Annotated in this window: 8 protein-coding genes; 3 read left to right on the top strand and 5 right to left on the bottom strand. The window is 42.5% G+C overall.

Features of this window, described 5'->3' with window-relative positions; all coding sequences use genetic code 11:
- Positions 1–84: 84 nt before the first annotated feature.
- On the top strand, positions 85–957 hold the full coding sequence (locus BET01_RS03855) for a helix-turn-helix domain-containing protein (protein WP_120195450.1): 873 nt from the start codon (positions 85–87) through the stop codon (positions 955–957).
- On the opposite strand, the gene BET01_RS03850 is transcribed toward BET01_RS03855, so the two are convergent.
- From BET01_RS03850 to BET01_RS03830, 5 genes are all read right to left on the bottom strand, one after another.
- Positions 893–2,278, bottom strand: a complete 1,386-nt coding sequence (locus BET01_RS03850) for an MATE family efflux transporter (protein ID WP_120195449.1) — start codon at positions 2,276–2,278, stop codon at positions 893–895. The two genes, BET01_RS03855 and BET01_RS03850, sit on opposite strands and share 65 nt — an antisense overlap.
- Before the next feature lie 184 nt (positions 2,279–2,462).
- A complete protein-coding gene (locus BET01_RS03845; RefSeq protein ID WP_243117114.1) occupies positions 2,463–4,895 on the bottom strand; it encodes a glycoside hydrolase family 31 protein in 2,433 nt (810 codons plus the stop codon).
- A gap of 9 nt (positions 4,896–4,904) precedes the next feature.
- Positions 4,905–5,732: a carbohydrate ABC transporter permease gene (locus BET01_RS03840; RefSeq protein WP_120195447.1), complete on the bottom strand. Its 828-nt coding sequence runs from the start codon at positions 5,730–5,732 to the stop codon at positions 4,905–4,907.
- Complete coding sequence (locus tag BET01_RS03835; RefSeq protein ID WP_120195446.1) at positions 5,732–6,610, bottom strand: carbohydrate ABC transporter permease; 879 nt, start codon at positions 6,608–6,610, stop codon at positions 5,732–5,734. Before BET01_RS03835 ends, BET01_RS03840 begins: the two co-directional genes overlap by 1 nt.
- Positions 6,611–6,644: 34 nt before the next feature.
- Complete coding sequence (locus BET01_RS03830; RefSeq protein WP_120195445.1) at positions 6,645–8,003, bottom strand: ABC transporter substrate-binding protein; 1,359 nt, start codon at positions 8,001–8,003, stop codon at positions 6,645–6,647.
- Between the two features lie 162 nt (positions 8,004–8,165).
- Here BET01_RS03830 and BET01_RS03825 point away from each other — a divergent pair, with 162 nt between their 5' ends.
- Together BET01_RS03825 and BET01_RS03820 are read left to right on the top strand one after the other, a co-directional pair.
- A complete protein-coding gene (locus BET01_RS03825; RefSeq protein WP_120195530.1) occupies positions 8,166–9,992 on the top strand; it encodes a sensor histidine kinase in 1,827 nt (608 codons plus the stop codon).
- A complete protein-coding gene (locus BET01_RS03820; RefSeq protein WP_120195444.1) occupies positions 9,989–10,732 on the top strand; it encodes a response regulator transcription factor in 744 nt (247 codons plus the stop codon). The genes BET01_RS03825 and BET01_RS03820 overlap by 4 nt, the downstream gene beginning before the upstream one ends.
- Positions 10,733–10,878 lie beyond the last annotated feature (146 nt).

Here is a 10,878-nt window from a genome sequence, read left to right as displayed (position 1 = left end):
GCCATATTTTCCCCATAGATTGCCAAAAAAGAAGAAAAAAGCTATAATGTCCCTATCATAAAAACCGAAAGGAGGAGTGCACCTTTGATCGATTCTGCAGGCTTTTTAATGGCCGGGGGACAATCGGTTGCCAGCGAACGCATACAGGGCGTTGATGACAATATGGAACGATCCCATTATCATGAATATTATGAGCTTTACTATCTGGAATACGGAAACCGCTATCACATGATAAACGAGCATATCTATTCCATTCAATCTGGAGAATTTATCTTGTTTCCGCCTTATGTGATGCATCACTCCTACGGAGACAGCGGCGTAGCCTTCAAACGGCTTTTGGTTTATTTTACTCCAGATACCATTCTGGTTCCGGAGATTAAGTTGGCCTTAGAAAACGCTCCAGGCGTTTATAGGCCAGAGAAAAAGGACAGCTTAATCATTCATCAGCTCCTAAAGGAAATTCTTAAGGAACAAGAAAATGGGGATTGTTATTCAAAAGAAACCATGCAAATGCTTTTAAATCAGCTTTTAATTAAACTGGCAAGGCAGTCTGGAGAACCAATTAAACCAGAACAGTCCAGCCGCATCAGCCAGATCCTTCATTACCTTCACTTAAATTACAATGATAATATTACCTTAAATGACTTAGCCGCTAGATTTTATATCAGTCCCTACTATCTTTGCCGGGAATTCAAACGCTATACCAACAGCACCATCATTCATTATGTGAATAACCTTCGTATCATACAGGCACAAAGACTGTTTCAGGAAACAGACAAGACCATTACAGACATCAGCCGGGAAGTAGGGTTTTCAAATGTAACCCATTTTAACCGGATTTTTAAGTCTCTTCTTGGCATGTCTCCTTCCCAAAGCAGAAAGCAGGGCAGACCTAATCTTCTCCCAACACGATATTCTGAATCCACACGCCCTTCTTTACCAGAACAAAACCAATAAGGCATTTGATTAAATCAACCATCTGGCACATGAAGTAAAGTTGAACGATTGGTATGTTGGTGTGCCGGCTTAAGGTATAAGCCACAGGAATGCTCACCACCCACATGAACACACTGTCAAAAAGGAAGGTGACAATGGTCTTTCCACCAGAGCGAAGGGTAAAATAAGAAACATTCATAAAAGCATTGATTGGCATACACAATGCCAGGATGCGGATAAACTGTACCGCAAGACCCTTTACCTCATCAGAAGTGTTATAAATCATAGGAAAGAGCGGAGCCAGAATCATTAAGATTCCACCAATTACCACGCCAGAGCCAACGGAAAACGCGATTAGTTTGGTATCCGTATCTCTGGCTTCTTCATGCTTTCCTGCACCCAAAAGCTGCCCTACGATAATAGAAACCGCACTTCCCATCGCCAGATAAACCACGTTGAAGACATTACCAATGGTACCAGATATATTAAGTCCTGCAACGGCTACCAGCCCTCGTATGGAATAACACTGCATCAGGGCCGCCATTCCACCAGCCCACAAGGCCTCATTTACCATCAGTGGCGTTCCCTTAATGAGAATTTTCTTTACAAGGTTTGCTGGAATGTAAAAGTTTTTATAAGCTCCCACGATAAATGGATTCTTTTTCTTATGGCTATGGGTCCAGGAGACGATAATGGTTGCCTCAACAAATCGAGCCACAGCCGTCGCTGTACCTGCTCCCATAACTCCCATCTCCGGAGCGCCAAACCTTCCAAATATAAGAATAAAATTCAAGGTCACATTGACTAATACTGCAACAATACCAGCCTTCATGGGAAGAACCGTTTCCCCACACTCCCTAAGAGTACTGGTATAAGCTTGCTCAATTCCAAAGGGCAGCATACCGATTAACATAATTAACATATACTGTCTTCCATACCCAAGAACCAGCGCTCGCTCCGCTTCATTGCCTTCCCCTTGCAGATACATGGAAATAAGGTCTTTTCCACAAAAATAAAACAATGCGACGGCGAAAGCTGTAAGAATCAAGCAGCAGATGATCTTAAATCGAAAGGTATGCCTTACGCCATCGTGCCTTTGACTTCCATAAAACTGAGCGCCGAAAATCCCAGCTCCCGATATGATTCCAAAGATGGTGATATTAAATACAAACATCAACTGATTGACAATGGCAACTCCTGTCATCTGCTCGGTCCCCACCGTGCCCACCATAATGTTATTTAAAAGGCTGACGAAATTCGTTATGCCGTTTTGTATCATAATTGGTATGGCGATTGAAAGCACCATCTGATAAAACCTTTTATTTCCAATAAACTTATTCATTGTACTGTACAGAAAAAATCAAGCATTTTTTCTGTATTACCTCCCTTATTCCTCTTTTACTTACAGCCTAATTTAAAGTAATCTTATTGATTATAATCAATTACACAACAATGCGCAAGCATAACCTAGGGCACGTAAAAAGGCCATCACTCCTGTACCCGGGAATGATGGCCAACTTGTTTTTCTATGTTTCATTTTCTTCTAATTTAACTCTTGTTTCTTTTCCATCGTAAGAAAAGAAGACCTCCCTGCCGCCAGAAGTACGAAGCACGCAGTCTCTCCCCCAAATGGACTGGGGAAAGGAATACTTGCTCTCACCAATGCATAACTCTTTTTTCCTGTCATCCCATGAAATCAGGATGTAATTGTAGATACCGGCTTCATAATCGTATCCATCTCCAGAATCCTCATACAAATGAAAGCTTCCATCTTTCCCCTCATATACATGGAATTCAAACGGAGTATGAACCACCTCACCAGCATAGTCAAGTCCCGCTTCCATGGGAATAATGGCTCCTTCCCGAACAAATACAGGGATTTTCTCAATGGGTGCTTGGGCGGTAACCCACTGTCCTCCCTCATAATGATCTCCAGTAAAGTAATCATACCAGCTACTTCCGTCAGGAAGATAACATCTCCACGTTCTCTCTCGGTCCAAAAACTTGTTCTCCGCTTCATAATACATAGGCTCAATGACTGGACAGACCAACAAGGAATCTCCATACATAAACTGGGAGGAAATTTCACTGGCTATTTCATCCTCTGCGAAGTCAAAAAGAAGGCTCCGAAACATGGTGTAATCATGAAGCATGACCCTGCCTGCCAGGGAATAGGTGTAGGGCATCAATTGATATCTGAGGCGAATGCACTGCTCTATGCTGTCATAAAACGGGCTGCCAGGCTCTCCAAAGTTCCAGATCTCTCTCGGTGTATCGGTTCCATGGGAACGGAACATGGGGAGAAAAAGGGAGAATTGAAGCCATCTCACATAAAGTTCACGATAGGCCGCATCGTCCACACCAAGCTCATAACCTCCCTGCCAGAACCACTTAGGCTCTGGGTCATTGCTTGAGCTACATCCACGTTTTTTCCAATTGTCCTTTACGACAAAGAATCCACCCGCATCAAGGGTCCAGTAGGGGTGGCCGCTCATGCATAGATTAAGTCCCTCCCGAATCTGTACCTTAAGAGTTTCCCAGGTAGCCGTAATATCCCCGGACCACAAGACGGTCCCATAGGCCCCAGAGCCTGCATAACCAGATCTGGTCAGGTTGAGCACACGTTTATCCTGGCATACCTCTCTCTGGTTTTCATAGATTCCTTTTGCATGAACTTCCGCATACAGATTGGCTTTTGTGGGATCAAGATATTTCTTATGCTCTTCTCCTACCAGTAAAAATCGTTCCCAAGGCTCTTTTTTCAAGCTTCCCTTCCAGTCAGGACCGCTAAATGGCTCCGTAGAATCGCACCACCAAGCGTCCACACCTGCGGAGAACAATTCCTCTTCTAACTGTTTAAAATAGACCTTTCTTCCTTCTGGGTCAAAGGCATCATACGTGGATAAATCATTTAAAAGCAATCCCTTCTCCAGAAACTCCTTATAATTTTCCGTACTGGAATCCATGTTTGGCCAAACAGATACCATCACATGGACGTTGTCTTCATGAATCGATTTTATCGCTTTGGGAAAATTAGGATACCGGGACTTATCAAGAAGTTTATTTCCCCATTTCCCCTCTTCCCAGGTGTTCCAGTCCTGTACGATTCCATCTATGGGAACATTCCTCTTTCGATACTCTCTTACCACGTCTATAAGCTCTTGTTGAGTATGGTACGCCTCCTTTGACTGAATATAACCAAAAGACCATTTGGGAAGCATGGGCACTCTTCCAGTCAGCCCTCGAAAACCCTTAATAATCTCATCAAAATCAGGACCATAGATAACGTAATAGCTTAGCTGATCAACTGTATCAAAGTATAGATAAGAACCTCTTGCATCGTCATTAAAGGTCATGATTGACCCGCAGTCAAACAAGATTCCATACCCCCGGTCAGAGATGAGAAAGGGAATGGGTATCCTCATGTTGTGCTGATAGAGATACTGAGTGCTTCCCCTGTAATTATAGATTCCTTCCTCTCCCTGCCCCAACCCGTGAAGCTTCTCATCCTTTTGCCAGGCAAATGACAGCTTCCCCCGGTAGGCAGTCCGCACCGTTTCACATACCAGATTACTGATGAAATTCCGCTCTCCATCTACGGTTTTTACCCGCTTAATTTCAGGGGCTTCCCCTTTAGTTGTATGCTCATAAACAGGAATCTCAGTTAATTCCCTATCTGTTTCCTCAAAAAGCAGTTTTCCTGACTTTTCGTGACTCCAGTAAGTCTTTCCTGATTTTCTGTCAATCTCCACCTTAAGGGCGTCGCTTGTAACTACGTGACAGGAGTCCGTGATCACATGCTCCAAAGTACCAGAAACAAGTGGTTCTATCCCAAGGGGAGAAGGAGATGCTTTGCTCCCTGCCACAGCGCAGGTACAGTGAAGGATGCCAGAAGCAATTCTTTCATACGTAAGCGTTTTGTCTGCTGATTCTATCACGACCTTATTTTGTTGATTCAATGAGATTACCTATCCTTTCACGGCTCCGGCTGTCATACCAGATACGATATATTTTTGTCCCAGGAGATAAACCAGGATTACTGGCAGGCTGGTCAGGAAAATATCGGCGCAAACCAGATTCCAGTCCTTAAAATACATTCCAAAAAAGTTATAAACCGACAATGTCATGGGCCACTTTGTGGAGCTGCTTAAAAAGTAAAGGGGGGATACAAACTCATTCCAAGTATTTAAAAAGGTGAGTACCACCACCGTTGCAATAGCAGGCTTTAAAAGAGGCAGGATAACAGAAACAAATAATCGCATCGGGCTGCATCCGTCAATGACTGCAGCTTCATCAAGCTCCACGGGCAGCTTTGCCACAAAACCATGGATCAGGAAAATGGAAAATGGCAACTGCATGGCCGTATACAAAAGCACAATACCAAGTCTTGAATTGTTTAGATGAAAGAGCATCATGACCTTGGTCAGTGCCACATAATTGACCGGCATGGTGATTCCCAGCACCATATAAAGATATAAGATACGGTTTATCTTGGACCGGTTTCTTGAAAACACATAAGAAGCCATAGAGGCAAATACTGTACAAAGAAAAACACTTGCCACCGAATAGATACAGCTATTAAAGAAAGAAGTAAGGAGCTTCCCTTTTTCCACCACTACCAGGAAATTTGTTAATTGGAGTGGAAGTCCCGGAAGCTTAAGATTCATTTCAGAGGCCCCTAAACTGTCCTTAAAGGAGTTTAGTAAAATAAGCAGAAATGGAACAAGTGAAATTGCTGTAATCAGCCACGCCCCAGCATTGGCGGCAATGGATGCCGCCTGTTTTTTCGCCTTCATCACTCCTGCACCTCGTCTTTCGTCATCATGCGGATCATAAAGAATCCAATTACTACCATAAATACAAACATGACAGAAGATAAAGCTGTACCTATGGCATATTGACCTGTCCCGAACTTTTTAAATACAGCGGTATATAAAACCTCTGTGGTCGCCTTACCCGGACCTCCATTTGTCAGGGCATAGATCATATCAAAGACCTTAAGCCCATAGATTACATTCAAAACGGTTGTGGTAGCAAGGGTAGGAAGAAGCAGGGGCAGTGTAATAAACCGAAACTTCTGCCAGGATGAGGCTCCGTCAATACTGCAAGCCTCATAATAATCCTGAGAGATGGATAGGATACCGGCAATTAAGATTGTCATGATGTATCCGGTTCCTCTCCAGATGTCCACTGCCATTACGGACTTAAAGGCGTAGTGGGGGCTGGTAAGCCAGGGCTTTGCAAGCCCCCCCAGCCCAATTTCCCGTAAGAACGTATTCAATAATCCGGAAGATGGATTTAGTATGGAAGTAAAAATCATACCAAGGATCAAGGTGGACAGCACTGAGGGCAAAAACATGACTCCCCGGTGAAAATTAAGTAACCGGATGGATTTCGTCAGCAGCACTGCCAGTGCCAGTCCCAAGATATTTTTAATAATTGTTGTCCCAAGAGTGAATACCAGGGTATTCTTAATAATCTTTAGGTAGTTCTCATCTGCAGAAAAGACGGTTTTAAAGTTCTCAAGTCCAACGAAATGAAGCTGGTTTGAATAAGAGGACCAGTCCGTAAAGGAATATCCGATTCCAATGAGACCAGGAAGGACAAATAAAACCGAGTAGATCAGCAGTGCCAATACGGCAAACCACATAGGGTATATCTTATTTTTATTCATTGTATTCACTCACCTTAAAGAGAATTCCAGGTTGTCATTTCCACGCAGGGTCCCCTGCTGCCTTTGCTTGCTGTGCTCTTACTTCATCAATGGATTTTAATACTTCAGCTGGTTTCATCTCGCCTACGATCATGGCCGAAAGATTTGCTCCCATCTCACTCCACTGAGGATTCACGTATTTTACAGCGGTTTGAACTACAGTTCCTTTGTTGGGGTAACGGTCGTAAAACTCCTGAACGGTTTCTGTGTACCTGCTTTTTGCATTCTTAAAAGGAAGCTTATTGAATTTACCAACATTCTCAGTTAAGTATGTCAGGTTCTCTTCTTTTGCAAGGAATTCCAGGTACTGCTCAGCCTCTGCCTTATGCTTGGTACCACTGAATACAAATCTTGCCGGTCCTGCCGGGTTGACATTTAAGGTCTGGTTGTCAGCAAGTGGAATTACGAAATAACCAATATCATCTACAGCAATCTCAGCATTAATCTTATTGACTTCTACACCAAATCCCTGGTTTGCAATTGTCATGGCAAACGTTCCTGAGGCAATATTCTTTGCAGAATCTGCATAGGTATTTGACATGTAATCCTCTCCCCAGTAGCCTTTGGATACCATTTCATTGATCTGGTTTAAGATTGTGGTCAGGGTTGTATCCCCTTCAAACGTTGCCTTGTTCTCATTCCATTTCTCTACGATTCCAGGCTCTTTACTCTCTGCCTGAACACCTGCCTCTGGAAGCCACAGGGTGTGATGCCAGCCATCGGAAACACATTCGTATACTGGAGTGATTCCTGCTGCCGCAATGGCATCACAAACCTTTGTAAAGCTTTGATAATCCTTTGGGATTTCCAGATTTAATTTCTGAAAGATCTGCTTATTATAAGCAATAGCCCATACAGAGGAGACATCCTGAATTGGCTGACCATATAGTTTATGGTCTACCGAAAGCTCGTCGGCTACCAGTGGCTCCACCTGACCGCCCCAGGATGTTCCACTTAAATCCATGGCATTCTTCTCCACGTTGATCTGAGCTTTTATATCAAACTTTCCACTCTGAGCTCCAAAGATATCGGTACATTCCCCGGTATTAAGTTTCGTCATCAAAAGGTTGACGTACTGGTCAGAAGGAATGATCTGATAATCCACTTTAATTCCAGTCTCCTCAGTGAATTTCTTTGACAGTTCGATTTCTGCATCCTGAATCCAGTCCTGGCTGGCCATAAAAGATATGGTCACATTGTCTTTCCCCTGTGCAGATGAGGCTTTTGTCTCTTCTAACGAACTCCCACCTGCAGCATTGCTTCCTGCTGTCCCGCTCTCCACCTTAGAGCATCCGGAAAAGACAAGTGCGGCTGCCATTGTAAGGCTTAATACAGCTAACTTTCTAAGCTTCATAAAAATACCTCCCCAAAATTTTATATTGACTTTTTATTTGTTATCTGTATTATATAGTGTAATATAGACATTTTTGAATGAACATTTCGATCCTTTTTCATGTATATTTTTAACCAACAGAAAAAAACCGGGGAAGGAGAGCCCAAAAAGGCAGCAATTATAATGAAAAATCAAAAAAAACAAAGCATAATGCAGACGCTTTTCCTCCCTTATACTGCTTTATTTATCGTTGTAATCTTTTCATTTACCATTCACACCATTGCAACCGAAACGACGAAGCTAAAAACCAGTGCATTTTCCACGCTTCAAAACAATGCCGCCATCATTATGGACAACTTTGAATCGGTCATTCACGATTTGGATACTGTATCCCAGAATATCATATATTCCAACCTCATAAAAGAAAAGTTCGGAACCTATCTCAATTATCAGGACAGCACCTTAAGCTCCAATGAGATCTATGAAAACATCAATAATACGAAAATCCTTTACGATCTGATTATTGCAATGATCGGACCAAACTCTCCTGCGGATCAGACTTATCTCTATTCCCTAGACAGCGGGAAATTCGGCGTGGGCCTTGACAATACCACCTCTAAAGAAAGCGCCTCCAGCCGGGACTGGTATGACCAAGTTACACAATTACAAGGTAAAAAGTATATTTATTGTGAAAAAGATGACAAGTTGGGCCACTACTATTCCTATCCCGGAGACAACAACTTCATTTCCCTCTGTCGGGTATTTTACAGCCCTCTCAATATTCCTCAGGGCATTGTGGAGGTTAAGAAATCCTTTAAAAGCGTAGCCAATGCAATTACCGCCTTTGCAAGTCCCTATGACGAGGAGGTTTATCTCTACAGTCCCAATGGAAATACCGTCTATTCTACTGGGGGGATCAAAAATCAAGAACTATACTTCAACCTCATAACAGAACAATTAAACAACCCATCAAAGGATTTAAGCAAGACACCTATTTATTTAAAGTCAGAGAATAAATACATTATATATACCACCTCTGATTATACCGGTTTTATCACCGCACTGATCATTGATAACCAGATGCTGATGCATCCCATCTACCAATATGTTTCTGCCAGCTTAATGCTTTTGTTTTTCGTCATGGTAGTAACGGTTATGGTCTCCTATATGATATCCAAAAGAATCGCCACCCCGCTCTATAAGATATACAATCAGGTAAGGGCCTTTCAGCTTACAGGAGAAGAGAAAGGCACGGCGTTTGAAGAAATGGAGCTTGGCATCACGGAATTAAACATTTTATATCAGGCCCTTTTAAAAATGCAAAAGCAGGCCAGAACCTCCATGGAAAGGGAACTGCAGCTTCAAAACAGTGACATGCAGTCCAAGATGCTGGCACTCCAGGCCCAGATGAATCCCCATTTTCTATACAATTCCCTGGCGACCATACAGGCCATGGCCGATGAAAATATGAATCACGAAATCATCATGATGTGCCAGACCATTTCACGAATCCTAAGATACATTTCCTCTGACGAGGAACAGCTTGTTTCACTAAAGGATGAGCTGTCCCACACCCAAGATTATCTGGAATGTATGAAAATCAGATACCATGAAAACCTTCAATTTGAATTTGATATTCCAGAAGCAATGCTTCAGGTTCGTCTTCCTAAACTTTGTCTTCAATTGATCGTGGAGAATGCCATTAAGTATTCCACGAAATCAAGCCCCCCATGGAATGTGAAGATTTTAGGAATTCTTACAAACACTTATTGGGAGATTCAGATTAAGGATAATGGGCCAGGATTTACGAAAGAAGATCTTGATGATCTCCAGGAAAAGATTGCTCTTATTGAGAAAAATAGCGCACTTCCCAACCTGGAAATAGACGGAATGGGACTGATGAACATATACATCCGTTTCAAGATTTTATATCAGGGCAAGCACATCTTTAAATTAAGCAACAACGTGCCCCACGGAGCAATTGTAGTCATAGGAGGTATCATTCCATGAGATATTCAGTGCTAGTAGTCGAAGATGAATCCTTAATTGCCAAAAACATTGCCAAAAAAATCGAACAACTAAACCCCTCCTTTGAAGTGGTTGGGATTGCTTCCAACGGACTGGAGGGCCTTAAGTTTGCAGAAGAACATCTGCCCAATGTCATTGTTACGGATATCCGAATGCCGGAGATGGATGGGCTTGCACTGGCGAAACAAGTTCACGAAAAATATCCCTTTATTCTCTTTGTCATCATAAGCGGTTATAATGACTTTGGATATGCAAAAGAAGCCATGCGGTATGAAGTCAGCAACTATTTACTAAAACCTGTTAATTATGACGAGCTGGCCATCACCTTATCTGCCCTAGAGACCAAGCTTCTCGCAACCAGAGATCAGTTTGACGCCGCCACTCTGCTTCACTCTCCAAACAGGGCAAAGGAGATTGTAGAACTGGTAAAAGAATACATCCATAAGAATTATCAAAACCAGATTGATTTTAGCTCACTGGCCTCGGAATTTGGATTTTCAGTACCCTACTTAAGTAAGATCTTTTTAAAGTATTCTGGAATCACCCAATCCAAATATTTAAGAAACCACAGACTAAGCATCTCAAAACAGCTCCTTCGCAATCCAGAGCTATCCGTTGCAGATATCAGCCAGCTTACGGGTTACCTTGATCCGTTTCATTTTAGCAAGACTTTTAAGCATGTCTACGGTATCAGCCCCAGCGAATACAGGAATGAACCATAATACTACCATTCTCATAAAAAGTATTCACAGCATAAATCTGCTATGGCAGTTTATAAATGAGATCACATGGAAACGAAAAAATACGCCTTGATACTGACTTTTATAAGCCAACCAAGACGTATTTTTTATACTATTTTTTCCCGCAA

Origin of the sequence: Lacrimispora algidixylanolytica (assembly GCF_003609635.1) — a bacterium.
GTDB classification, from domain to species: Bacteria; Bacillota; Clostridia; order Lachnospirales; family Lachnospiraceae; genus Lacrimispora; species Lacrimispora algidixylanolytica.
The sequence above is the reverse complement of the archived record's forward strand: the minus strand, read 5'-3'. Positions and strand labels throughout refer to the sequence as shown.